Annotated in this window: 19 protein-coding genes; 13 read left to right on the top strand and 6 right to left on the bottom strand. The window is 36.7% G+C overall.

Annotated elements, in window-relative coordinates:
* Positions 1-40 precede the first annotated feature (40 nt).
* Positions 41-2,806 carry a putative LPS assembly protein LptD gene (locus CA834_RS09260; RefSeq protein WP_094968408.1) on the bottom strand — a complete coding sequence of 922 codons (2,766 nt, stop codon included), beginning with the start codon at positions 2,804-2,806 and terminating at the stop codon, positions 41-43.
* 109 nt (positions 2,807-2,915) lie between these two features.
* On the opposite strand from CA834_RS09260, the gene CA834_RS09255 reads away from it, so the two are divergent.
* From CA834_RS09255 to bshA, 11 genes are all read left to right on the top strand, one after another.
* On the top strand, positions 2,916-4,028 hold the full coding sequence (locus CA834_RS09255; RefSeq protein WP_094968407.1) for an N-acetylmuramoyl-L-alanine amidase family protein: 1,113 nt from the start codon (positions 2,916-2,918) through the stop codon (positions 4,026-4,028).
* A gap of 65 nt (positions 4,029-4,093) precedes the next feature.
* A complete protein-coding gene (locus CA834_RS09250; RefSeq protein WP_094968406.1) occupies positions 4,094-5,035 on the top strand; it encodes an MlaD family protein in 942 nt (313 codons plus the stop codon).
* Between the two features lie 9 nt (positions 5,036-5,044).
* Positions 5,045-6,361 carry a (Fe-S)-binding protein gene (locus CA834_RS09245; RefSeq protein ID WP_094968405.1) on the top strand — a complete coding sequence of 439 codons (1,317 nt, stop codon included), beginning with the start codon at positions 5,045-5,047 and terminating at the stop codon, positions 6,359-6,361.
* A gap of 6 nt (positions 6,362-6,367) precedes the next feature.
* The gene (locus CA834_RS09240; RefSeq protein WP_094968404.1) at positions 6,368-6,559 is read left to right on the top strand and encodes a hypothetical protein; all 192 of its coding nucleotides are present in this window, start codon (positions 6,368-6,370) and stop codon (positions 6,557-6,559) included.
* Positions 6,560-6,573: 14 nt separating this feature from the next.
* Positions 6,574-7,365 carry a (Fe-S)-binding protein gene (locus tag CA834_RS09235; protein ID WP_094968403.1) on the top strand — a complete coding sequence of 264 codons (792 nt, stop codon included), beginning with the start codon at positions 6,574-6,576 and terminating at the stop codon, positions 7,363-7,365.
* Between the two features lie 188 nt (positions 7,366-7,553).
* Positions 7,554-8,069, top strand: coding sequence for a PH domain-containing protein (locus tag CA834_RS09225; RefSeq protein ID WP_094968401.1), 516 nt, complete (start codon positions 7,554-7,556; stop codon positions 8,067-8,069).
* Complete coding sequence (locus CA834_RS09220) at positions 8,056-9,549, top strand: PH domain-containing protein (RefSeq protein WP_094968400.1); 1,494 nt, start codon at positions 8,056-8,058, stop codon at positions 9,547-9,549. Before CA834_RS09225 ends, CA834_RS09220 begins: the two co-directional genes overlap by 14 nt.
* Before the next feature lie 35 nt (positions 9,550-9,584).
* Complete coding sequence (locus tag CA834_RS09215) at positions 9,585-10,070, top strand: ABC transporter ATPase (RefSeq protein ID WP_094968399.1); 486 nt, start codon at positions 9,585-9,587, stop codon at positions 10,068-10,070.
* A 74-nt stretch (positions 10,071-10,144) separates the two neighbouring features.
* Entirely contained in the window at positions 10,145-11,368 is a 1,224-nt protein-coding gene (gene serB / locus CA834_RS09210) for a phosphoserine phosphatase SerB (protein WP_094968398.1), read from the top strand.
* A 129-nt stretch (positions 11,369-11,497) separates the two neighbouring features.
* Positions 11,498-14,455, top strand: a complete 2,958-nt coding sequence (locus CA834_RS09205) for a glycoside hydrolase family 3 N-terminal domain-containing protein (RefSeq protein WP_094968498.1) — start codon at positions 11,498-11,500, stop codon at positions 14,453-14,455.
* Positions 14,456-14,536: 81 nt separating this feature from the next.
* Positions 14,537-15,673, top strand: a complete 1,137-nt coding sequence (gene bshA / locus CA834_RS09200; protein WP_094968397.1) for an N-acetyl-alpha-D-glucosaminyl L-malate synthase BshA — start codon at positions 14,537-14,539, stop codon at positions 15,671-15,673.
* Here the strand turns inward: bshA and thrC are convergent.
* The 3 genes from thrC to thrA are packed head-to-tail and all read right to left on the bottom strand — an operon-like array spanning position 15,670 to position 20,351.
* Entirely contained in the window at positions 15,670-16,965 is a 1,296-nt protein-coding gene (gene thrC / locus CA834_RS09195) for a threonine synthase (RefSeq protein WP_094968396.1), read from the bottom strand. The genes bshA and thrC overlap by 4 nt on opposite strands.
* Positions 16,965-17,888, bottom strand: coding sequence for a homoserine kinase (locus CA834_RS09190; RefSeq protein ID WP_094968395.1), 924 nt, complete (start codon positions 17,886-17,888; stop codon positions 16,965-16,967). Before CA834_RS09190 ends, thrC begins: the two co-directional genes overlap by 1 nt.
* A gap of 3 nt (positions 17,889-17,891) precedes the next feature.
* Positions 17,892-20,351, bottom strand: coding sequence for a bifunctional aspartate kinase/homoserine dehydrogenase I (thrA, locus tag CA834_RS09185; protein ID WP_094968394.1), 2,460 nt, complete (start codon positions 20,349-20,351; stop codon positions 17,892-17,894).
* Positions 20,352-20,607: 256 nt separating this feature from the next.
* On the opposite strand from thrA, the gene CA834_RS09180 reads away from it, so the two are divergent.
* Entirely contained in the window at positions 20,608-22,161 is a 1,554-nt protein-coding gene (locus CA834_RS09180; protein ID WP_094968393.1) for an NAD(P)H-hydrate dehydratase, read from the top strand.
* A 38-nt stretch (positions 22,162-22,199) separates the two neighbouring features.
* Here CA834_RS09180 and CA834_RS09175 read toward each other — a convergent pair whose 3' ends face one another.
* Positions 22,200-23,600, bottom strand: a complete 1,401-nt coding sequence (locus tag CA834_RS09175; protein ID WP_094968392.1) for a TlpA family protein disulfide reductase — start codon at positions 23,598-23,600, stop codon at positions 22,200-22,202.
* Positions 23,601-23,713: 113 nt separating this feature from the next.
* On the opposite strand from CA834_RS09175, the gene hutH reads away from it, so the two are divergent.
* On the top strand, positions 23,714-25,243 hold the full coding sequence (hutH, locus tag CA834_RS09170) for a histidine ammonia-lyase (RefSeq protein WP_094968391.1): 1,530 nt from the start codon (positions 23,714-23,716) through the stop codon (positions 25,241-25,243).
* 11 nt (positions 25,244-25,254) lie between these two features.
* On the opposite strand, the gene CA834_RS09165 is transcribed toward hutH, so the two are convergent.
* Positions 25,255-25,593: a hypothetical protein gene (locus CA834_RS09165; protein WP_240507553.1), complete on the bottom strand. Its 339-nt coding sequence runs from the start codon at positions 25,591-25,593 to the stop codon at positions 25,255-25,257.
* Between the last annotated feature and the right edge of the window lie 91 nt (positions 25,594-25,684).

Here is a 25,684-nt window from a genome sequence, read left to right as displayed (position 1 = left end):
AATTTAAAATAAAAAAAAGGATAATCAGGGTATGCTTAAATTAATTACCTAATCGCAAATCTGGTTGACGACGCTGATCATATTTGAGATCTTTAAGTAAACTGGACTTTATGCCTATAAAGAAGTTCCAAGACGTTCGGTCTCCAATAGGAACCCAAGTAAAATTCATACGCCAGCTGAGTAAATCACGTTCAAAACGAAGTTGCGTGAACGTAAAGCCATTATTTAAAAAATCGTACCCTGAGGAAACACCGACACTCCAGCGTGGTGATAATTCTATATCCCCAGAAAACATTAAAGACTGAGACGAAATTTGGTCTTGTCTCCTAGTATTGGTATAATTCACAGCATAAGCCAATCTCAAATTCCAGGGTATTTTATAATTGTAAAACTCTGAATTGTCATCTTCTCTCTTCTTGTCTTTATCATCATCAGACAATCTACGGTCGGCAAAATCTTCTGTCTTGCCAAATAAACCATCCACACGACCATTTGCTAATGCAGCTTGTTCTTGGTCTATATCGTCCTCTTGGTCTTCTCTTCCAGAAAAACTATCATTAGATAGGGAGTAACTAATGTTTAAATTGGCTGATGTTAATCTAAATAAGCTTCCGCCATTATTAATATTGAAGGTGTTAACAATGTTGTTATTGCTGTCTAAGGCATAGGGATTGAGGCTCATCCCAAAGTTGATATTCATTTTTTTATTAAGAATTTGGGTTCCTCCATTAATATTTAAAGGGCTCCAATTAAGAGAATCTGCTGCGACATTATATGATGTGGCCAAATTGAGGTTGTTTAAGAGAAAAATTTTCTTGGATTCCGTACTGGTTGAATCCTTAGGGCGCACCTTGGCTTCAATGTTGTTACCAATTCCAATACCTATATTACTAGCAAAACGATCACTAGGCCTGCCAAAAATCGAATTTTCAAAGCGCGTATACTCTTCAGAGGTAGTGCCATCGGCATCAATAATTTCAAAGGTTTCATAGTACTGGTCAAAAGCAGGTGTAATACTATAGCTAAGCGATGGTCTAATAACATGGCGTATCGCTTGTATTTTTGGGTCTTTACCTTCCTTTTCAAAATTAAACAGACCATATAAAGTGGTACCTACACTTGCGCTCGCATTATAGGTAAAAAACCTATCGAAACCACTTTGGTCAATGGTAACCACCTCATCGTTTACTTGATCATAAAACCGTCTAATCGTATTAAGCGTCCATGTTTCCTGTAAGTTGGCACTTGCACTTACACTAAAATGATTAAATACCTTAAAGTTTGTGGTTACGGGGATGCTGTGTTGCATACCAGCAAGGGCGTCATCAAACATTTCACTTTTTCCAAATAAGGAATCTGTGGTACTTATGCGGTATTCACCTCGTGTGTTTACCTGAAAGTTGATGTTTTGAATGGCCCCTTTCTTAGCGCCGTTTTTAGGAGCGAAAGGAAAAACTCTCGTCATTGAGGCTTGTAAGGTCGGCAGAGTAAGATTGATTGCCTGGGTATTGGTATTTTGTGAGTGTGTGGCTGTTAAGTTAAGGTTTATTTGCGGTTCACCTTGAAACGTCTTTGAATAAGACACGGAAGAGGCCAATGTATTATTTAGAAAGTTGGCCTGATTCACTTGGTTGATAGACTGCTGGAAAAACTGGCTACTACCCAAATTTACAGAGGCAGAAAATCGTGAATTAGGGTTGGCTTTTGGATCTTGTGAATGCGACCATCTGATATTGTAAATGGTGTTTTGTGCAAAATCGGGAAACCCACGTTCACTATTCAGTAGATTTTCATATCTAAAGCTCACATTTCCTCTAAAGCCATAACGTTTGGCATAATTGCTCTCAATCCGTAGACCATAACTTCCGTTGGTATAATAATCTCCAAGTACGGCCAAATCCACATAATCACTAATCGCAAAATAATAACCACCATTTTGGAGAAAATAGCCTCTGTCATTTCCTGTATCCTCACCAAAAGAGGGGAATATAATGCCAGAAGTCTGTTTTTTGGTCATAGGAAAAAAAGCAAAAGGCAATCCAATAGGTGTGGGTACGCCATATATTTCCATAATAGTAGGGCCAACAATAACCTTTTTATTTGGTACCAATTTCATTTTAGAGGTTATAAACTGATACTCTGGGTCTTCCTCGTTTTCAGATGTGGTAAATTTTCCGTTTTTCATAAAGTAAACAGAGTCATTTTCCTTCTTGGTAACAGGAGATTTTACGTAGAAGCCTTGTTGCTCCGTTCTGGAGTTATAGACTAAGGCCTTCTTTGTGTCTGTATTGAAAATAATAGAGTCTGGCTCTATGACATTAGAACCTTGGGTGAAAACGGGTCTTTGGCTATAACCCGTAGAATCTTTGAGTCGGCCTGCGTAAACCGTGTTCGTATTATAATCAATTTCTATAACACCTGCCGTTATTTCCATATCTTGATAGGTGACTTTAGCTTGGTTGTAGAGATAGATTTTTTGTTTTCGCTGATTAATGGAGACGTAGTCTTTCGCTGTGTATTTTACAATATCCTCTAAGAATTCATCTTTTTTTATCGAGTCTTGCTTGATGGAATCTATTTCTTTGGTGTTAAGAGGCTGATTTAGTATAGAATCAACTGATACTTTTGTAGAGTCCTTAATCTTTTGTGCAGGAATATTTGTTGATTTTTTAGGTAACTCCTGAGCAAAGCCAAAAGTGTTGATAAGCACTGTAAAACTCAGGGCAAAAAGTATGTGTAGGCTTTTTGTACGCAAACCTTTTCGATGTATTTTTGTAAAAGTATGGCTCGGTTTTTGAAACCCCAAAAGTACAGATATTTTTTTGTGAATAATTTATTATTCAAATAAAGTTAATAAATACAGACAAACCGATCTTAAAGTGTAATATTCTGAGTTTATAAACCGTTAATTTTAAATGCAAACGACGCCAAATCACATAATAGTATCCTTAGTTTTTTTATTTATCAGTTATTTAACAAGCACAACCAGTTTGTCAGGTCAGAATGACAAATTTGTTGTTGTTCTAGATGCAGGTCATGGCGGGGGAGATGCAGGTAATATTGGTAATGGGTATAGGGAAAAACATATCGCTCTAAAAGTAGCGCTTGAAGTCGGTAAGGCTTTAGAGTCAAAATCAGATATAGAAGTTATTTATACAAGAAAGGAAGATGTGTTTGTGGAGCTTTATAAAAGGGCTGACATTGCAAATAAAGCAGACGCAGATTTGTTTGTTTCTATCCATTGTAATTCTGTAGCTAACCCAAAACCTTATGGTACCGAAACCTGGGTTCTTGGCGAAAGAAATACGGATAAAAACTTTGAGGTAGCCAAACGTGAGAATGAAGTTATTTTTCTTGAAGATAACTATCAAGAGAATTATTCTGGTTTTGACCCAAGTTCACCAGAGTCTACCATAGCTATTGGCATTGAGCAAGAAGTGTATGTGGAGCAAAGTATTATTCTTGCCCGCAGGATTGAGGACAACTTTAAGGCCAAAGCCAAACGGAAAAGCCGCGGGTTAAAGCAAGAAAGCTTATTGGTCATCAGAAACACCTATATGCCCAGTGTTTTGGTTGAACTAGGCTTTTTAACAAATAGTGAAGAAGGTAGGTTTTTAAACTCTAAAAAAGGCCAGTCCATTATGGCAAATGCTATTAAAGATGCCATAATAGAATACAAAAAGGAATTAGAACAAAACGTAGGTAATAAAATTGTAGGGGTTTCTAATGATTCCCCTGAAGATTCACCATCAACATATGAAGATGTGACCTTTAAGGTTCAAATTGCAGCCAGCTCTAAGGACTTAGCCCCTGAACCTTACAACTTTAAAGGGCTTTCTGAAATCAGTAAGGAAAAAGTAGGTAGGCTTTTTAAATATTATTACGGCAGTACTTCAGATTATGAGAAAATACGAAAAATGCAGGAGGAATCCCAAAACAAAGGTTATGGCTCTAGTTTTATTGTGGCATTTAAAAATGGAGAACAAATCAGTGTTTCTGAAGTCGTAAAAACCTCTCCTAATAAATAAGTGATTTCCATCCGATAGGAATTAAAATTTATTCCTAATTTTGTTTTTAACCAAAGCAACGACCATTGAAAGTTTCAAGAGAAGTTAAAACGGCGGTTTTAGTGTTGTCTGGTATCGCCTTATTTATATATTTATTTTCTTACCTTAAAGGCGAAGATTTATTTACAAATACAGACACATACTACACGCAATTTGACTATAATGCCTTGAGCATGTCCTCTGCCGTAACTGTAAAAGGGAATAAGGTGGGCAAGGTGGAGGATATCAAATATGATTTTAAGACGGGTAAAACCATTGTTTCATTTTCGGTTAATCCACAATTAGAGTTTTCAAAAAACAGTATTATTCGTTTATATGAAACAGGTATAATGGGTGGTAACGCTTTGGCCATTGTCAATGCCTACGACGGACAAACAGCAAAACCTGGTGATTTTATACAATCAGAAGTTCAACCGGGACTAATCACCTCGCTTAGGAAAAATTTCTCTGGTTTAAGTGCAGATTTAGATAGCAGTATAAGGACTGCTGATACCTTAATGAGCAATTTAAACACTTTGGTTATTGATGAATCTAGTGATGGTATCAAAGCAACTATCGCCGAATTAAACGAAACATTGAGGGCCTTTAGAAGTTTGTCAATTTCTGTCCAAGGTATGGTTAAGCAAAACGAAAACAAGATTGCAGGTCTGCTTGAAAATTTTGAAAACACGAGCTCCAACTTAGATTCGCTGACCTTAGAATTAAAGGAGGCAGGTTTATCAAAAACAGTTGCTAATTTAGATAAGACCTTAATTGCCCTGCAAGATGTCATAGGTCAAGTGGCCAATCCGGACGGTACCATAGGAAAACTTTTAAATGATGATGCCTTGTACAATAATTTGGAGTCAGCGACCAAAGAATTAGAATTATTGCTATTAGATATTAAATTACATCCAGCTAGGTATAGAAGAATCCTGTCAAAAAAGGAAATACCTTACGAAGAACCTACTGAAGACCAAATGAATTAGACGCACGTTATGGATTATTTACCAAATATACTTTTTGCAGTAGCCTTGATTTTAGGAGTAGGCTATTTTACGCGAAATGTTCAAAAGCTTATTAGAAATATTAAACTAGGCAGAGAGGTTGATGCAAGTGATAATAAATCACAACGCTGGCAAAACATGGCCCGTATTGCACTAGGTCAAAGTAAAATGGTGAGACGACCAATTGCAGGTTTGCTTCATGTGGTAGTTTATGTAGGCTTTGTTATCATAAATATTGAAGTTTTAGAAATTATATTAGACGGACTCTTTGGTACGCATCGTTTATTTAAAGATGTTATAGGTGAGCAGGTCTATGGCTTTTTAATTGGAACGTTTGAGATTTTAGCTGTTTTGGTCTTAATAACGGTTGTGGCATTTTGGTTGCGCAGGAATGTCATTAAACTTAAGCGCTTTTTAAGTGCTGAAATGAAAGGTTGGCCGAAGAATGATGGTAATATCATTTTGTATTTTGAAGTTGTGTTAATGTGTTTATTCTTAACAATGAATGCCACCGATGTGCCCTTTCAGGAGATGAATTCTGGCAATGTTATTTCTCAATTCATCGCACCTTGGTTTGAGGGTATGGATGTAAATACCTTACATGTTGTTGAACGCACGGCATGGTGGCTTCATATATTGGGTATTTTGGTGTTTCTGAACTACCTCTATTTTTCAAAGCACCTTCATATTTTATTGGCATTCCCAAACACCTATTTTGGTAATTTAAAACCGAAAGGGCAATTCAACAACCTTGAAGCGGTTACAAAAGAGGTCATGTTAATGATGGACCCAAATGCAGATCCATTTGCTGCCCCTACGGAAGGTGCCGAGGACGAAGAACCCGCTAAATTTGGTGCGAGTGATGTTATGGATTTAAATCGCATTCAATTACTAAACGCTTATACATGCACGGAGTGTGGACGTTGTACAAGCGAGTGCCCAGCAAATCAAACAGGTAAAAAATTATCGCCACGTAAAATAATGATGGATACCAGGGACCGCTTGGAAGAAGTCGGGAAAAACCTTGACAAGAACAATGGTGAATTTAAAGATGATGGTAAGCAATTATTAAACGACTATATTTCTCCGGAGGAACTTTGGGCTTGTACAAGCTGTAACGCTTGTGTTGAAGCTTGTCCTGTGAGTATAGACCCGTTATCTATAATTATGGATATGCGACGCTATTTGGTAATGGAGCAAAGTGCTGCTCCAATGGAGTTAAACAATATGATGACCAATATAGAAAACAACGGTGCACCCTGGCCTTATAACCAAATGGACCGCTTAAATTGGGCAAACGAAGCATAATAAGTCATGAATTTTCTACTGCAAATTATAGCTAAGACCGGGTTAGCACTGGGGATTGTATTTTCGGTTTTGGCTTTTATCATGTTCTACATCGTATGGAGTTATGATACCGGTTTTATAGGTGGACTTATGACAGGATTGCTAACAGGTGCTGATATTGGCTTATTAGCAACCTACAAGAAAACAAACTTTAATTAAAAAAAACCTCAATAATGAGTGAGCAACTAAAAGTGCCAACTATGGCAGAATATATGGCAGAGGGAAAACAACCCGAAGTATTATTTTGGGTAGGTTGTGCAGGCAGTTTTGATGACCGGGCAAAAAAAATAACGAAGGCTTTTGTGAAGCTATTGCATAGTGCCAAAGTGGATTTTGCTGTTTTGGGTGCAGAAGAAAGTTGTACGGGCGATCCAGCCAAACGTGCAGGTAATGAGTTTTTGTTCCAAATGCAGGCTGTAACCAATATTGAAGTCATGAACGCCTACGAGGTTAAAAAAATTGTAACGGCATGCCCACATTGCTTTAATACCCTTAAAAACGAATATCCATCCTTAGGTGGTAATTATGATGTGGTTCACCACACACAATTCTTAAAAAGTCTATTAAATGACGGCCGCTTGACTATTGAGGGTGGTCAGTTTAAGGGCAAGCGCATAACATTCCATGACCCCTGTTACCTCGGTAGAGCAAATAATGTATATGAAGCACCTCGAGATTTAATTAGAAAATTGGATGCCGAACTCGTGGAGATGAAAAGCTGTAAAAGTAGAGGTCTGTGCTGTGGCGCTGGCGGAGCGCAAATGTTCAAGGATGCAGAGCCTGGCAATAAAGAGGTGAATATTGAACGAACGGAACAGGCTTTAGATACGCAACCTGAGATCATTGCTGCTGGTTGTCCGTTTTGCAATACGATGATGACGGATGGTGTAAAAAACAAAGAAAAAGAAGGGCAAATAGCCGTGATGGATATCGCGGAGCTCATTGCAAATGCCGAGGACTTGTAATGTCCGAGCAAAATAGATTAATTGCTGTTGGGGCATTAAAAAATGGTATATTTTGGTCTGCTGTATTACTACTACTCACGTATTTTAAGAACGGCTTAATTAATTTGAATTACTTACCGTTGTGGTTTGTGTTTTTTGCCTTAACGGGTGCTGTTAGAAAGTATTATCTGCTAAAAAGAAAAAAATAAATGTTTGCCAATAATCAGATAGATGTGTCTTCACTGCCCAAAGTAGAGCATTTGGAGATGCACCCAATTCATCGCAACTACCTATATGTCCTTTTCATAAATATTTTTTTGGTTTATGGCTCTATTATTTTAGGATTAGTTATTATCAGGACTTTCTCTGATGACCAGTCTTTTAATCAGTTCGCCTTATATGCAGTGTGTGCTTTGACTGTTATAAGTCTTTTTACCTCTATCTTATACTATTTGGGATTTAAAAAACGCAAATATGCCATGCGCGAAAAAGATATTACCTATTCCCATGGATATCTTGTTACCAAGACTATTACCTTACCACATAATAGAATACAACATCTAGAAATCGCACGTTCATTTTTGGCCAGAAAGCTCGGTCTGTCAACATTAAAAATATATTCTGCAGGTGAGTCTGGAGGTGATATTGCTATAAAAGGGCTGCCTAAAGATGTTGCAGAAACACAATATGCATTTCTAACCAAGGTTATAAATGAGCGCTTATAATTTTGAAGAGCCTTCAAGGCAGTCTGCCAAAGGTATCATTGTCATTTTTGGTGTAAGTGCCTTTAAACTGGTCAAAGGGCTTTTTATAGTCATAGTGGCTTTCTTGCTCAAATATTTACAATCAGACAAAGGACCAGACTTGTCTCATCCTAAATATCTGCTAGGTGCAATGGGATTGGTGTTGTTCTTTTTAGCATTGGCTGTCCTGCGTTATTTAAACTTTAAGTTCTATATTAAGGAAGACCACTTTTTCTTAGAGAAAGGCATATTGAATAAAGAAGAGGTTTCGGTATCGTTTTCTAAAATCCAAAATGTATATATAAAACAAAATTTACTACAACAATTTATAAATGTGGTCTCTCTGTCTATTGAAACAGCGGGAGACGATAAAACCGAGATTGAAATATTAGCTTTACAAAAACCCAAAGCTGATGACTTAAAAAAACAATTACTTGCAGCGGCAAGGGTAAAACAGGAGACTTCTGTAGAATCTGAGGAGGATAAAATCTATTTTAAAGCATCCATTAAAAGACTTTTATTGGAGGGTATTAGTGAAAACCATCTTAAAAGCTTTGTTTTAATATTTGCATTTTTAACCAGTATTTACAACGATTTACAGGAGTTTGTCAATCAATTCGATTTTACGACGCGTTTTAGAGAGTGGTTTCGTTTAGACAGTGAGTCCTTTATGACACTTATTCTCTTTAATGTTACCATTATAGTTGCCCTTCTCATAGTATCTTTTTTGTTTTCCCTTGTGAAAATGTTCATTCAAAATTTTGACCTAACGGTGACACGAAAAGCACAGGGGCTAGAGATTTCTAAAGGACTTTTCAATAAAATAAACCTTGGATTAACATCAAGTCGAATTCAAACAACGACCGTGTCCACTAATAGGCTAAAGAAAGTATTGGGGTTATACAAGTTGAGTTTTACCCAAGCCATGGCAAATAAAAAGCAACAACAAAATTTTAATATTGTTGGCCTAAATATTAATCAGATAGATGAATTAGTAGGTCAGTTTTACCCTGATGTCAAGAACAGAATTGTACCTCGAAAACCCAATAGGTATTTAGCCTATAGAATTTTATGGATAAGTTCATTTATCGTTTTACTTATAAATATTGGCCTATATTTTCTTCCAGGCTGGTTTTTGTTGCTAAACCTTCCTTTGTTGGTTTTTATTGGCTTTAATACGTATTTCACATACAAAAAGTCCTATTATCACCTAGATGAGGATTATATTGTAGTTGGAGGAGGCGCTTTAATTGAAACATATACGAGCTATTTAGAGGTTCACAAAATTCAAGCGATTACAATGAAGCAGACTATTTTTCAAAAGCGCAGGCAATTGGCTTCGTTACAAGTGTTTTCGGCATCAAGATCAATCACTATTCCACAAATCGATATAACTACAGCATTAGACCTTAAAAATAATTTATTGTATTTGGTAGAGTCTGGAAATAAAGATTGGATGTAAATATTTACTTTTGTACAGTAATACCAATTAAAATTATGTTAGTAGATTTTAACCAGTTACCCGAAGAATCTCGCGTTTGGATATATCAATGTAACAGGTCATTTAGTGATGACGAAATCATTGAAATTAGAAAAAGACTAGATGATTTTATTGAAGACTGGACCGCACATGGTAAAGGTCTAGAATCAGGCTATAATATTGTATATAAACGTTTTATAGTTATTGGTTTAAATCAAAACTTAAATATGGCTACAGGGTGCTCAATAGATGCTTCTGTACGTTTTATTCAAGAACTGGAGAAAGATTATGATGTGGATTTAATGGATAAAATGAACGTTTCTTTTAAACAGGGTGAGTATGTCGCCTACAAACCGTTAAAAGACTTTAGAAAAATGGCGAAGGACAAGGCGGTATCAAAAAATACGATTGTTTTTAATAACCTGGTCACTAATATCGCTGAGTTTAAAGAGAATTGGGAGGTACCTGCGAGCGAAAGTTGGCACAGTAGATTTTTAAACTAGACTTCAGCTGAAAAACTTTCATATATTAATAAGAATAGTCATTTTTATATTTTGGAACATCTAACGCATACACCTTGAATACAGACATCTTCTTATTGAATATTTCCGGTCAAGATAAGCCCGGCTTAACCTCTGGACTTACAAGTGTTTTGGCAGAATATGGTGCTAAAGTACTAGATATAGGTCAGGCTAATATTCATGATACCTTGTCCTTGGGCATATTATTTGAAATTAAATCTGGTAAGAAATCGGCAGCAGTATTAAAGGATTTACTATTTAAAGCCTATGAGTTGGGTATAACGGCGAAGTTTAAGCCCATTAGCCTAGAGGATTATGAGCATTGGGTGACCCTTCAGGGTAAAGACCGCTATATAATAACTATTTTAGGTGAGCGGTTGCGTGCCGAGCAAATTTCTGAGGTTACCAAGATTATTTCTGAAAAGAATTTAAATATTGATGCCATAAAACGATTGACGGGTCGTCTCTCCTTAATTAAGGATGAAGAGTATCCAAGAGCCTCAATTCAACTCTCTGTTAGAGGAAAAATCGATAACAAAACTAGCTTTACGGAGAAATTCATGGAAATATCCAGAGAGTTAGACGTAGATATAGCTTTTCAAGAGGACAACATATTTAGGCGTAATAGGCGTTTGGTTTGCTTTGATATGGATTCAACCCTAATCCAAACTGAAGTAATCGATGAATTAGCAGAATTAGCAGGCGTTGGCAAAGAAGTAAAAGCCATTACGGAATTGGCTATGCAAGGTGAAATTGATTTTAAGGAGAGTTTTAAGCGCCGCATGAAACTTTTAAAAGGTCTCCCAGAGAACGTCTTGCATGAGGTGGCTATAAATTTACCCATTACTAAAGGAGCGCGTAGGCTTATCGATACGCTTCACAATTATGGGTTTAAAACGGCAATACTCTCTGGTGGATTCTCATATTTTGGTGAATACCTTCAGAAAAAACTTGATATAGATTATGTTTATGCCAATCAACTCGAAATAAAGAACGGCATTTTAACAGGTGGCTATATCGGTGACATTGTAGACGGTAAGAAAAAGGCTGAATACCTACAGATTTTGGCTGATAAAGAAGGTATTGACATCGGGCAGACCATTGCTGTTGGGGATGGCGCTAATGATTTGGAGATGCTGGATTTAGCCGGATTAGGCATTGCTTTTCATGCCAAGCCAAAAGTCAAGAATAACGCCCAAAGCTCTATTTCCAGTATAGGATTGGATGGTATTCTTTATTTGTTGGGTTACCACGACCGACATATTGATTTATTTCACTGATTCGATTCCACGGTTTGTATCCGCCCTGATTTAGAAGTTTCAAATAAAAGAATCTTAAAGGCTTTTTACTTACTTCTAAATATGCTATTTTGGCATTGTGTTCGTTAATATAAAAAACGATAATTGTACATGCGCTACGTTGCCCTATTTTTTATAACAGCTTACTTTCAATTTACCTTTGCACAAGTCAGCAGATCTAATCCTCTTCTTTCAGAAAACCCTATAGAGCAGCAAAAATGGGTTGATAGTATTTATAATTCAATGTCTTTGGAAGAGCGTGTTGGGCAGCTTTTTATGGTACAGGTATTCTCAGATAGAGATAGCAATTATAAAAACCAGATAATAAGTACTATTAAAAACCACCATATCGGCGGTGTCATTTATTCCAAAGGAGGGCCATACCGACAAGCTAAATTAAATAATGAGCTACAAGCGGTATCGAAAGTAAAATTATTGATTGGGATGGATGCCGAATGGGGACTAAGTATGCGTTTGGATTCTACCTATGCCTTTCCATGGAATATGACCCTTGGTGCTATTTCTGATAACAAACTCATAGAACGTACCGGGAGGCATATAGGTGAACATTGTAAGCGGTTAGGAGTCCATTTTAATTTTGCACCGGTGGTTGATATAAATACCAACCCTAATAACCCCATCATTGGAAATCGCTCCTTTGGTGAGGATAAGCATAATGTTACTAAAAAAGGAATTGCATTTATGACCGGTATGCAAAGCGCAGGGGTATTGGCTAATGCCAAACATTTCCCAGGACATGGTGATACCGAGGCCGATTCACATAAAACATTACCTACTGTATCTTTTACGGAGCAACGCATTGACTCAGTGGAGTTGTACCCATACCGTAAATTAATAGAACAAGGACTTTCTAGTGTGATGGTAGCACATTTAAATATACCTAGCCTCGAATCCAGAGGGGGTTTTCCATCGTCGTTGTCAAAACATATTGTTACGGGTATTTTGAAGGATAAACTTGGGTTTAATGGATTGATATTCACAGATGCCTTAACCATGAAAGGAGCTTCTGATTATGTAGAAAAAGGTGTCGACGGGGTATTGTCCAAAAGTTCAACAAAAGGCGGTGAGATTGATTTAATGGCTTTTTTAGCAGGCAATGATGTCATGTTGATGTCTGAAAACCCAAAAAAAGGCATTCAGCGGATTACAGAAGCTTTCAATACTGGATTAATATCGGAAAACCGCTTATCGCATTCGGTAAAAAAGATTTTAATGGCTAAATATAAAGTGGGCTTACATGACTATAGTCCAATAGGATTAGCCGATTTAAGCAAAGACCTTAATAGACTTGAGGATGATATTCTTTACGAAGAACTTATAGAAAGCGCCTTGACCGTAGTAAAGAATGAGAAGTCGCTCTTGCCCTTAAGGAACCTTGAAACTAAAAATATTGCTTATGTATCTCTTGGCGAAGATGATGGTTCATTATTCTTTAATGAGCTGAAGAAATATACCAAAGTTCATCAGATCAAAGCAGATAGGCTAGATGGCTTAATCTCAAAACTTCAAAATTACAATACCGTAATTATAGGATTCCATAAATCAAACGAAAACCCATGGAAGGGCTATAAGTTTAGCCAAAAGGAAATGGGCTGGATTTATGAAATAGCCAGAACAAACACCGTAATTTTAGATGTATTTGCTAGGCCATATGCTTTAAATGATTTACTGTCAATAGAAAATATTGAGTCTATTGTTATGAGTTATCAAAACAGTGAGATTGCCCAACAGAAATCGGCACAACTTATTTTTGGAGCTATAGGCGCTAAAGGAAAATTACCCGTAAGTGCAGGTCAATTTTTCCCAGTGGGAATTGGACAGTTTTATACGGCTATAAATAGTTTAGGTTATACATTACCTGAACGTGTTGGTATGGACTCTAAGTTGTTATCGCGTATCGATTCTGTTGCCAACTATGCCGTAGATAAGGAAATGACTCCTGGTATCCAATTATTGGTTGCTCGTAAAGGCAAGGTGGTTTACAACAAGAATTTTGGCTACCATACCTACCAAAAAAAAAATAAAGTTGACTCTGATGATATATACGATGTGGCCTCCCTAACCAAAATACTAGCTACACTTCCTGTTTTAATGGAGATGGAGGAACAAGGTTCAGTATCTTTAAATTCAAAATTAGGTTCAATTATACCTGAATTTAGAAATTCCAATAAAAAGAATATTACGATTAAAGAAATGCTTTCGCATTATGCGCGTTTAAAGCCATGGGTACCATTTTATTATAGTACTTTAGATACAGTAACAAAAAAACCCGATGCTAAGTACTACCGAACCCAGGCCACTCGAGATTTTAATATCGAAGTGACAAACACCCTTTTTTTACGAAATGATTATCAAGATTCTATTCAAAAAATCATAAAGGAAAGCGACCTTTTATCAAGACTAACATACAGGTATAGTGATTTACCGTACTATATACTGAAAACTTATATCGAGGAGTTTTATGGTAAATCCTTAAATGATATAACCCAAGACCGTTTATATAAACCGCTTGGCGCAAATTACACAACCTATAATCCAAGAGAAAAATTTAGCCTAAAGGATATTGTACCTTCTGAAGTGGACAATTATTATCGTTATAAAGAAGTTCATGGTTACGTGCATGATATGGGGGCTGCCATGCAAGGGGGTGTTGGTGGACATGCAGGTATTTTTAGCAACGCTAATGATGTGGCTAAGATTATGCAGATGTATTTACAAAAAGGATACTACGGAGGGAAACGCTACTTAAAACCTGAGACTATTGACAAATTTAACAAATGTTATTATTGCCATGCGGACAATAGGCGTGGTATAGGGTTTGATAAACCTCAATTGGGAGATGAAGGACCCACTTGTGGTTGTATTTCTATGACGAGCTTCGGTCACTCAGGTTTTACAGGAACTTATGCTTGGGCAGACCCAGAAGAAGAAATCGTTTATGTTTTTTTAGCCAATAGAACCTATCCAGAAGCTGGCAAGAACCTATTGTTAAAGGAGAACATAAGAACCGAAATCCAACGACTAATCTATGAGGCTATTATTGAATAGCGAATTAGAATATTTCGTTAAAACTTCAGCTTATTGAAAGTATTTAAATAACTTGGGGGTCTTATAATAGTTTTTCCCGATATGAAAATTGGTATTGTATGCTATCCAACATTCGGCGGTAGCGGTGTTGTAGCAACTGAGCTGGGTTTGGAGTTGTCTAAAAGAGGTCATGAAATTCATTTTATTACCTATAGTCAACCCGTACGCTTAGAGCTTCTTGGCAATAATGTTCACTTTCATGAAGTACACGTTCCTGAATATCCACTCTTTCACTACCAACCCTATGAGCTAGCCTTGTCTAGTAAGCTAGTGGATATGGTAAAACTTCATGGCATTGAGCTCTTGCATGTGCACTATGCTATTCCCCACGCTTACGCTGCCTATATGGCTCAGCAAATGTTACTAGATGAAGATATTTTGGTACCAATTGTGACAACGCTTCATGGGACGGATATTACCCTCGTCGGTAGTCATCCATTTTACAAGCCTGCCGTTACCTTCAGTATTAATAAGTCAGACGCAGTAACATCAGTATCACAAAGTTTAAAAGACGATACCATGAGGCTTTTCAACATAGAAAGACCCATACATGTAGTACCTAATTTCATAGATTTAGAAAAACATGATACGAGTTTTACCGACTGCCAGCGCGAGTTGATGGCAGAGGATAATGAACGTATTATTACCCACATCAGTAACTTTAGGAAAGTAAAGCGGATTGCAGATGTTATTCATGTCTTTAATGGGATTCAGAAGGTTTTACCAGCTAAATTGATGATGGTAGGGGAAGGGCCTGAAAAGGAAAGTGCAGAGCTTTTAGCTGAGGATTTGGGTATTTCCGACCGTGTTGTGTTTTTAGGAAATAGTACCGAAATAGATAGGATATTGTGCTTTAGTGATCTATTTCTGTTACCGTCGGAAACGGAGAGTTTTGGCTTGGCGGCTTTAGAAGCCATGGCCAGTAGTACACCCGTTATTTCATCTAATACGGGAGGGTTACCCGAAGTAAATAAACACGGCATTTCAGGGTATTTAAGTCCTGTGGGCGATATCGAGGATATGACTGTTAATGCCTTAAAAATATTGACTGATTTAGATACCTTGACTGTGTTTAAAGCCAATGCCAAAAAACAATCTATGAATTTTGATATTCATAATATCGTACCTCAATATGAAGCTATTTATGAGGAAACGCTTAAACGTTTTTTAGTGATTTAATCACCCAACAAGAACGATTTAAGTTCTTCATAAGAGTTAATTTTTATACTTTTCTTTTCTTTTTTCATAACAGATTGAATCTGATCTGGAATGTCAATTTTTTTATCGATAACTTTCTCTACTACGTTCAAGAATTTGGCAGGATGAGCCGTTTCTAGAAACACAACATGACTTTTTGGATTATTTTTAAGGTAAGTTTTCGCCCCTAAATAGCCAACAGCGCCGTGAGGGTCAGCAATGTAATCGCACTTATCATAAAGCTCCAAGATAGCGGACTCTGTTTCGTCGTCAGAAAAACTGTAACTCGAAAGATTTGATTTTAAATCCATAAAAACATTATCATACAGCTCTAGAACACGTACAAAATTACTTGGATTTCCAACATCCATAGCATTACTAATCGTAGGTATAGATGGTTTGGGGTGGTAGGATTGTGTGTTCATATAATTTACCACAGTATCATTTTTGTTATTTGCCGCGATAAAATGGCTGACTGGAAGGCCAAGTTTTTGAGCGACCATTCCGGCACAGACATTGCCAAAGTTTCCACTCGGTACACAAAAAACAATAGCATTATACTTTGATTTCAAGTGTTTATATGCAAACAGATAATAAAATAGCTGAGGTAACCAGCGCGCCACGTTTATTGAATTTGCAGAAGTAAGCTGTATTTTCTTATTAAGTTGTTCATCAACAAAGGCTTGTTTTACCATGTCTTGGCAGTCGTCAAAAACACCATCTACTTCTAAGGCCGTGATATTCTGTCCTAATGTAGTCAGTTGCTTTTCTTGAATATCACTGACCTTACCGCTTGGATAAAGGATAACGACATCAACGCCTTTTACGCCAAGGAATCCATTGGCCACAGCTCCTCCTGTATCTCCAGAAGTAGCGACTAAAACAGTAATCCTATTAGGGGAATTTTTGGTAAAAAAACCCAAACATCTCGCCATAAAACGAGCACCAACATCCTTGAAGGCCATGGTTGGTCCGTGAAATAACTCTAATACTGAAATTTGGTCATTCAGCGTAATCACTGGAAAATCGAAACTTAAGGTATCCTCAACTATAGCTTTAAGGGTGCTATCTGGAATTTCAGGACTTATAAATTGTTTAATGGCTGTGTAAGCAATTTCTGGATTGGACCTGGATTCAATTGTTTTGTAAAAATCCCTTGGTAGTGGTTCAATATGTGTTGGAAAATACAAGCCTTTATCAGGGGCAAGTCCTTGGATTACAGCATTTTCAAATGTGGTAATCGGTGCCTTTCTATTTAGTGAGTAATACTCCATTATAATATTTTAATACCCTCTTGGTTAATTTTTGAAACATAAGTCTCAAAAGGAATATCCGATTCAGAATACACATGATTCATTACCTGTTCAACAATTTTTGCTGTTTTTTTACCTTTGCTCAGGGCAAAAATAGAGGGTCCCGAACCTGAAATAGCGCAACCCAGTGCTCCTGCCTTTAAAACAGCTGCTTTTAGCTTATCAAAATATGGAATTAATTCCTTTCTGTAGGGCTCGGCGACAACATCTGTCATTGATTCTTTAATAAGTTCGTAATCTGAGGTATGAAGGCCATGCACCAAACTGCCTATATTAGCCCACTGTCTGATAGCGCTACTTAATTTAAGTTTATCTGGTAAAAGCGCTCTGGCTTCAGAAGTTTTAATTTCTATTTGAGGGTGAATTAATGTCGCATATAGATTTTTCGGTGTTGGCAATTCTAGAATTCGTAGAGGATGTGTTGATTTCACCAAGGTAAATCCACCGAAAATAGCAGGAGCTAAATTATCAGCATGTTCGGACTTACTGGCAAAAGCTTCGCCCTTCATGGCGTAAAAGGTAAGTTCTGTTTTATTTAAGGGAAACCCTAATATGGCATTAATACCAAACACACTTCCTGCAGCACTTGCAGAACTGCTTCCAATGCCACTACCTGGTTTAATTTTTTTATAAATTTCAATTTCAAATCCACAATTGGGTTTTAAATCCTCATACATGGCCAAGGCCGAAATTCCTGCAACATTTTCCTTTACGTCATAGGGTAAATCAAATCCTTCAATTTTAGTAATTTTTATCCCTTTTGCTGTTGTTTTTCTAATAAGCATTTCATCACCGATGGTGTCCAAACAAAAGCCAAGAACATCAAAGCCACAACCTACATTAGCTACCGTTGCTGGTGAGAATATTTTAATGGCTGTACTCATAAATCAATTGTTGGCTATTCGTATAATATCTGCAAATAAACCGGATGCCGTTACATCAGCACCAGCACCAGCACCTTTAATTATTAAGGGTTGCTCTGGGTAACGCTCTGTGTAAAACATAACAATGTTATCCTTGCCTTCTAAATTATAAAAGGGATGATTTTTAGGAATTTCCTTGAGACCCACCTTAGCTTTACCATTCTTAAATTCCGCAACAAATTTAAGCTGACATTGATTATTCTTTGCAGACTGATATAGCTTTTGGTAGTGCTGTTCGTCGTCAGTTAGGGTTTTGAAGAAATCTTCTACTGAGTCAGCTTCCATAGCACTAGGGGTAAGAAAATTATCGGATTGTACATCCTTTAGCTCTATATCATATCCACTTTCTCGGGCTAGTATTAGAATCTTTCTAGCTACATCAATACCGCTTAAATCAATTCTAGGATCTGGTTCTGTGTATCCCTCTTTTTGTGCTTGCTTTACAATCTCATAGAAAGTATTTTCAGAATTGAAATTATTAAAAACAAAATTTAAACTTCCTGAAAGAACAGCCTGTATTTCGTGGATTTTATCTCCAGATGTCACGAGGTGATTCAATGTGTCAATAACAGGTAATCCTGCGCCAACATTGGTCTCAAATAAAAAGGGCGCATTGTATTTAAGTGAAAGTTGTTTTAACGTTTTGTAGTAGTCTAATTCACTAGAACAGGCTATTTTATTACATGCAATAACAGCAATACTTTGTTTAAGATAATCTGGGTACATGTGTGCAACATCGTTGTTGGCAGTTATATCAATAAAAATAGAATTTCTTAGATTAAGTGACTTTACAGCCTCTAAAAACCCATCAAGACTCGCCTTGCTTCCTTGCGATAATTGCTCTTTCCAAGTTTTAAGCTCAACCCCCTCGTTATTAATGAGCATGGTTTTCGAGTTTGATAGGCCAACTACCCTTAGACTAATCTTTAAATTGGCTTTAACATAGTTCTTCTGTTGCTGGATTTGCTCAATAAGCCGCTCTCCAACATTACCAACTCCCGTTATAAAAAGATTAATTTGTTTTGTTTTAACTTCAAAGAACGTTTCGTGTAATGAATTAAGAGCCTTTTTCACGTCGTTTTTATTAATAACAGCAGAAATGTTACGTTCTGAGGCGCCTTGAGCAATAGCTCTGATGTTTACGTTGTTTTTGCCCAGTGTGCTGAACATTCTACCACTGATACCTTGATGGCTTTTCATTTTATCTCCAATTAAGGCAATTATGGATAAATCCGATTCAATATGTATGGGTTCAATCTTATGAAGAGCTATTTCATATTCAAATGTTTCGTCAATAGCGGTTTTTGCCTTTATGGCATCGCCTTCAGAAATGCCGAAACATATTGAATGTTCTGAGGAAGACTGCGTAATTAAAATGATATTTATTTTTTGTTGGGCTAGGGTTTCAAATAGTCGCTTGCTGAATCCAGGAACACCCACCATTCCATTCCCTTGTAATGTCAAAAGTGAAATTCCATCAATGTTACTTATCCCTTTAACAGGTGATTTGCCAGTTGAATTATCCTGTGTCATTATTGTAGTACCAAGTGCTTCTGGATTAAAGGTGTTTTTAATAACTATAGGAATTTTCTTTTCAAGTACCGGTAAAACGGTTGGAGGGTACAATACCTTAGCACCAAAATGGGATAGTTCTACAGCTTCTTGATACGATAATTTAACAATGGGTTTAGCTTGTTTTACAAGTTTTGGGTTAGTGGTGTACATACCGCTGACATCAGTCCATATTTCAAGTTGTTCAGCATCTAAAGCCGATGCAATAATGGCGGCGGTATAATCTGAACCACCACGTCCTAGTGTTGTAGGCTCCTTATGGACAGATTTAGCTATAAACCCCGGAAGTACTGTGATTTTGGTTTTATTTGATTTAAAATATAATTGTGTATTTAAATAAGTTAATTCAAAATCAACATTGGCATTGTTGAAATTGTTATCCGTTATGATGAGCTCTTGTGAGTTTTTGAGCTCGGCATCAAGACCTCTAGATTTTAAAGCATTGGAAATAATTATAGACGAAAGTAATTCACCAAAACACAAAAGTTTATCTGAAGTTTTCGGAGAAATTTCGTTAATCAAATAGATACCATTGAGAAGCTTTTTTAAGTCCTCTAGTTTTTCTGAAACCAAATTTTCAGTAAGCAAAGCCACTGCATCTTCCGTGTTTTTGAACAGCCCAGATATCAAGGAAATATGGATTGCGGAAACGGCATTAAAATGGTCTATATAGGAAGGATCACCATTGCAAGCGAGTCGTGCAGCTTCTAACAACTTATCTGTGATGCCACCAACCGCAGACACTACCACAACAAGTCTTGAGTGTTGTGACTCTTGTTGTAAAATAGAGATGACTTTATTTATGTTTTCTGCCGAACCAACTGAGGTTCCGCCAAACTTTAGAACTTTCATGAGAACAATTTAACTAATATCAGAATAATAAAATAGAAAAGTCTTGAAATGCATTAGGAGATATCCGAAAAAAGCGTCATGGTTGACATAAAATACATCAACTCCGTAGAGAATTTTGAAGCGGTAAAGGCGCTACATCTTATGTTTGTTTTTTTCTGCATTACCTTTCAAATGTATTATTTTTACAACAATAAAAAAATAATTCTGCATTTAAAGTTCCGACTTTAAACCCAGTGATTTCAATACTTGGAAAAAGATGAAAGTATTCTCAAAAGAACAGATTTATGAAGGTGATCGTTTAACCACGGAACGACAAGAAATCTCTTCTACCGAATTAATGGAGCGGGCCGCAACCCAAATTTTTAATTGGATGCATTTGAGAATGCAAGGGGCACAGGTTCCTGTACATATTTTTTGTGGTATTGGCAACAATGGTGGTGATGGTTTGGTATTAGCAAGACAATTGGTTATCCATGGTTATAATGTAAAAACATATATCGTCAATTATAGTGAAACACGATCCAAGGATTTTTTAATAAATTATGAAAGGATAAAAGACACAACTAAAGACTGGCCTGTTGTTTTAAATTCTGCCGAGGGTTTCCCAGAGATTTACCCAGATGATATAATTGTTGATGCTGTATTTGGAATTGGTCTTAACAGACCTCCAGCCGATTGGGTAGCTGATTTGTTTCAGAAGTTTAAAGCCTCTGAAGCATTTACCTTATCGATAGATATACCTTCTGGATTATATACTGATAAGCCAGTTGAAGATGAAAATGCCATTGTTTACGCCAACTATACCTTGAGTTTTCAGTCCCCAAAATTAGTTTTCTTTTTGCCGGAAACCGCAAAGTATACCATTCAATGGGAAGTTTTAGATATAGGTATCGACAGAGACTATTTAACACAAACAGAAACTGAGGTAGAACTCATATCAAAATTTGAAGTCTTACCCCTTTACAAACCACGACAAAAGTTTGCCCATAAGGGCGATTTTGGCCATGTGCTCATCATTGGAGGAAGTTTTGGAAAGATTGGAGCTGTTCAACTGGCAAGCAGGTCAGCCTTGAGTTCTGGTGCAGGATTGGTTACGTCATATATTCCGCAATGTGGCTATAATAGTATACAGTCATCATTTCCCGAAGCAATGGTTATTTGTGACGATGGGGACAAAGCGATAAAGGATATTCATTTTAATATTGAACCGACCGCCATAGGAATAGGTGTTGGAATGGGTCAAGCTGCTGATACCATTGCAGCATTTGAGGCATTTTTAAAAGGTAATGAATCACCATTGGTATTAGATGCTGATGCCATTAATATATTAGCTAAAAAAAAGACCTTATTAAAAAGATTACCTCAACAAAGTGTTATTACACCACATCCTAAAGAATTAGAGCGTTTAATAGGGAAGTGGAGTGATGATTTCGAGAAATTGGAAAAGGTTAAGGCATTTTCAAAAGCTCATGATCTTATCGTTCTTATTAAGGGTGCACACTCAATAACAGTCTATAAGGAAAAGCAATACATCAATACAACGGGAAATCCAGGAATGGCAACCGCTGGAAGTGGCGATGTGCTAACGGGTATAATTACAGGCCTTATCGCTCAAGGATACGAGCCTTTAGCTGCTACAATCTTTGGCGTTTACTTACATGGTAAATCAGCAGATATTGCCTTAGAGGATTATGGTTATCAAAGTCTCATAGCTAGCCATATCATAGAAACACTGGGGGATGCTTATATGGATTTATTTAAGCAGCCTGAGCCGGAAGAAAAACAAGAAGAACAAGAACCGGAACAATAAAAATCTACACTACCGTCGTTTCCCAAATGAATAGTTTATTAAATGTCCAGTTTTTCGAATAACTCAATCAATCTGGGGTCTGAAGGTCTGGGTGCGTCTGCTGATATAATATTACCTTCCGGATCGATTAACACAAAATGAGGAATTCCCTGAATATCATAGTCTTGCACAAATTTAGACTGGCCTGCATTATCAGCTAAAAGTTGAACGCCTCCCAGGTTTTTATCAGTAACCATTTGCACCCAAGTATCGTGGTCTTTAGACTGATCAATAGACGTACTTACAAATTCAATATTCTTGTTGTGATATTTCTTCTCAACCTCCTTTAATGAAGGAATCTCCTTTATACAAGGCCCACACCAGGTAGCCCACACATCTATGTAAACATATTTCCCCCTTAAATCAGATAACGACGTTTCACCGCCTTTATGGTTTTCGTAGTTCACAAATTGAGGAGATGGCTGACCTTTCATTAGACGTTTGGCGTTTTCGTACTGGTTAACTAATGTCGCTTTATCTTCTTCTGAGGCCGTGTTCGCAATGAAATAATCAAAGAAGCTATCTAAGTTAGCAGTCGTTGGAGAAATTAAAGTTCCTTGTAACGACTTTAAAATATCATTTTTTAATGCTGGAATTTTGATATCTTCTAATATCTCTAGCGCATTAACCGTGGCAAGTTCTGGATTATCACCTAACTTTTGGTAAATGTTTTTTAACAATGCATTCCGTGCAAGACTTCTGTAAATATTGGTTTTAGAATAAATAGCCTCATTATCAAAAGTCATTGATTTGAAATCTTCAGGAAAAAAGGAACTTGAGACCTTAAATTCGGGCTGATTTGAAAAATAACGATGTGCCGCTTCATAATCGTTCATAAATAAAAAAGATTCGTATTTGAGATTGTCCTTTTCCAGAGCTATAAAATCAGTATCCATAATAGATGCGTCCTCTAATAATTTTAAATGGCTTAATTCAATGTCTTTAAGTATATTTTTAAATGCTTGCTCATCAAGGGAGTATAACTCTGGCATAGGTGGTCTTAGCTTTTTTTCGTCAAAGGATTTGGCTGTTAGATATTGGTTCTTTTTAGAGCCATCACCTGAATACCTTATGGTTTTATCAAAATCCTCAGTATCAGCTGTAATGTTTAATTCATCTCCATTTTTTAAATATATAGTTGCGTAAGTTCTTCCAAATTGTAAATCAAAATAGGCGGGTCCGTCTAAATAAAGTGTATCAGAAAATGAGTTGTCCACATCATTAATGGAAATTTCTTTCTCTAATTCAAAACCTATTAGTTTTACGGATTTGACGTTGCTATTTTCGAGTTTTCCAGATATTATGGCATAGTCTATGGTTTTTTCCGTTTCACATGAAAAAAATAAAAGTATAGCCACTAAGCTTATCAGTTTATTCATTGTTACTTCTTGGTTTTTCATAAAATTACCAAAATTTAATGGTTTTTGAGAGGTTTTTAGTATTTAAGGATTTATCAACAAAACGTTGTAGAATGGAAAAATATCTGCAATTTTGAGACACTAAATCAATCATAATGGATAATTATCACATAATTTCTTCGGAGACTCTCGATATAGTAACCATTTACAATATTTTTAAGCTAAACAAAAAACTGAAACTGTCAGAGGAATTAACTCGTAAAATTAGCCAGTGCAAAGCGTATTTAGATACCAAAATCTCGGATAACAAGGCCCCTATGTACGGAATAAATACAGGTTTTGGGTCCCTTTATAATGTAAAGATTTCTGAGAGTGACCTTACAAAACTTCAAGAAAACCTAGTGATGTCCCATGCTTGTGGAACAGGTGACAGGGTTCCTGAATCCATTGTAAAGGTGATGCTCCTTTTAAAAATACAATCGTTAAGTTATGGACATAGTGGCGTTCAGCTTAAAACCATTCAACGGCTTATAGATTTTTTCAACAATGATATTTTCCCGTTTGTTTTTAAGCAAGGTTCTTTAGGCGCTTCAGGAGATTTGGCACCATTAGCACATTTGGCCTTGCCGTTGCTAGGAAAAGGTAAGGTTGTCCATTATGATGAAGAATGCGACGCTGCTTCTATTTTAGAAAAGTTTAATTGGGAACCGATTAAACTTGAAGCTAAAGAAGGCCTAGCCCTCTTAAATGGGACCCAATTTATGAGTGCCTACGGTGTTTATCTATTGCTTATGTCACATAAAACCTCGTATCTAGCGGATATTATCGCTAGTATTTCACTTGATGCTTTTGATGGGAGACTAGATCCTTTTCATGATTTGGTTCATGCTGTGCGACCGCATCCTGGACAGCGTAAAGTGGCACGCCGATTTAATGAATTGCTAAAGGGAAGTGAATTGATTTCTAGGGAGAAGGCGCATGTGCAAGACCCTTATTCCTTTAGATGTATCCCTCAGGTTCATGGCGCTACCAAAGACACTTTGGACTTTGTGGAGCGTGTAATTTTAACCGAAATAAACTCCGTAACGGACAACCCTAATATTTTCTGCGAAGAGGATTTAATCATTTCTGGCGGGAACTTTCATGGGCAACCATTGGCTTTGGCTTTAGATTACTTAAAAATTGCTATGGCAGAAATTGGAAATATTTCAGAGCGAAGAATATTTCAATTGGTATCAGGCCTAAGAGGTCTGCCACCTTTTTTGGTAGATAATCCCGGTTTGAATTCTGGCTTTATGATACCTCAGTATACCGCTGCAAGTATTGTTAGTGCCAATAAGCAAATGGCAACGCCTGCTAGTGTAGATAGCATTGTTTCAAGTAACGGACAAGAGGACCATGTAAGTATGGGGGCTAATGCAGCAACCCAGGCCTATGATTTAATTAGGAATGTAGAAAGAGTTATTGCCATTGAACTAATGAATGCTTCTCAAGCTTTAGAATTTAGAAGGCCATTGAAAACCTCACCATTATTAGAGTCTTTTTTAGTGGAATACAGGAAATTTGTTCCATTCATTAAAGAGGACGAGGTTTTACATGACGATATTGAAGCCTCAATTCAATTTTTGAAAGATGTGGAAATAGAAATAGAAGAGCTATTTCTGAATAATTACGGATTAAATTGATGATAGGTCTATTATTTGGATTTAACTAAGAGTTCAGCCCAGGATATGGCTTCATCTAGTTCCCTAAAAATCTCAAACGGTTTATTAAAGAACATCTTTTCAATTTTGGCATTCACCTTGGCCTTGTAATTCTTAGATACTACGGCAAAACCTTTTAAATTCTCAATTTTAGCGGTTTCAAAATAAATTTTTGGATCTACCGAATACGAATTGACACGATGTGTTATATACACAAAGGGTTTATCCTTGTAATATGTATCGGTTACTTCAATGAGCACCTCATTGTATTCTGGTATAACATTGACGCCTTCCTTCATAACCACGACTACATAATTTGAATATATAGACATTTCGCAAAAGTCGAATGTTAGAAGCTCAATCATGGCTAAAGTTAATTCTTAGGTAATGTTAAGGTACAAAAAAACTCCTCTTTTTTAAGAG

The organism is Winogradskyella aurantia, from assembly GCF_002266855.1.
GTDB lineage: Bacteria > Bacteroidota > Bacteroidia > Flavobacteriales > Flavobacteriaceae > Winogradskyella > Winogradskyella aurantia.
Note: the sequence above shows the minus strand (reverse complement) of the source record. Positions and strands in the feature narration are given on the sequence as shown.